The following is a 368-nucleotide window of genomic DNA, read 5'->3' as shown; positions in this document are numbered from 1 at the left end:
GTGATCGGTGATCGGTGATCGTTGGTTGCAGTGGCGGGGCCCGCAAGGACAGACACAAACAGGCTTTGGCAATTAGAGGAGACGCTTCGAGCGCTGGATCTTGATCGGACACGGTCGGGATTTGGAACTTGGAACTTTCAAGTTTGGAACTTGAGGCGCGAAGCGCCTCCTCTGGTGGCCAGAGCGTGGCGGAACCACCCGGTCCCATTCCGAACCCGGAAGTGAAACGCCGCAGCGCCGATGGTAGTGGGACGATAGGTCCTGTGAGAGTAGGTCGTCGCCAGGTCTTAGCCCGGCATCCTCCGCAACGAGGGTGCCGGGCTCTTTTGTGCCCTCATCACACCCTTTTCGGAAATTCAGGACTGGAA

1 rRNA gene is annotated in these 368 nt (G+C 58.7%); it reads left to right on the top strand.

The features are described from left to right. Positions 1–170: 170 nt before the first annotated feature. Positions 171–286, top strand: a 5S ribosomal RNA gene (gene rrf / locus ACG2LG_RS24300). Positions 287–368: the final 82 nt, after the last annotated feature.

Origin of the sequence: Haloferula sp. A504, from assembly GCF_044385805.1 — a bacterium.
Lineage (GTDB): Bacteria > Verrucomicrobiota > Verrucomicrobiia > Verrucomicrobiales > Akkermansiaceae > Haloferula.
This window is presented reverse-complemented; position numbering and strand designations above follow the sequence as displayed.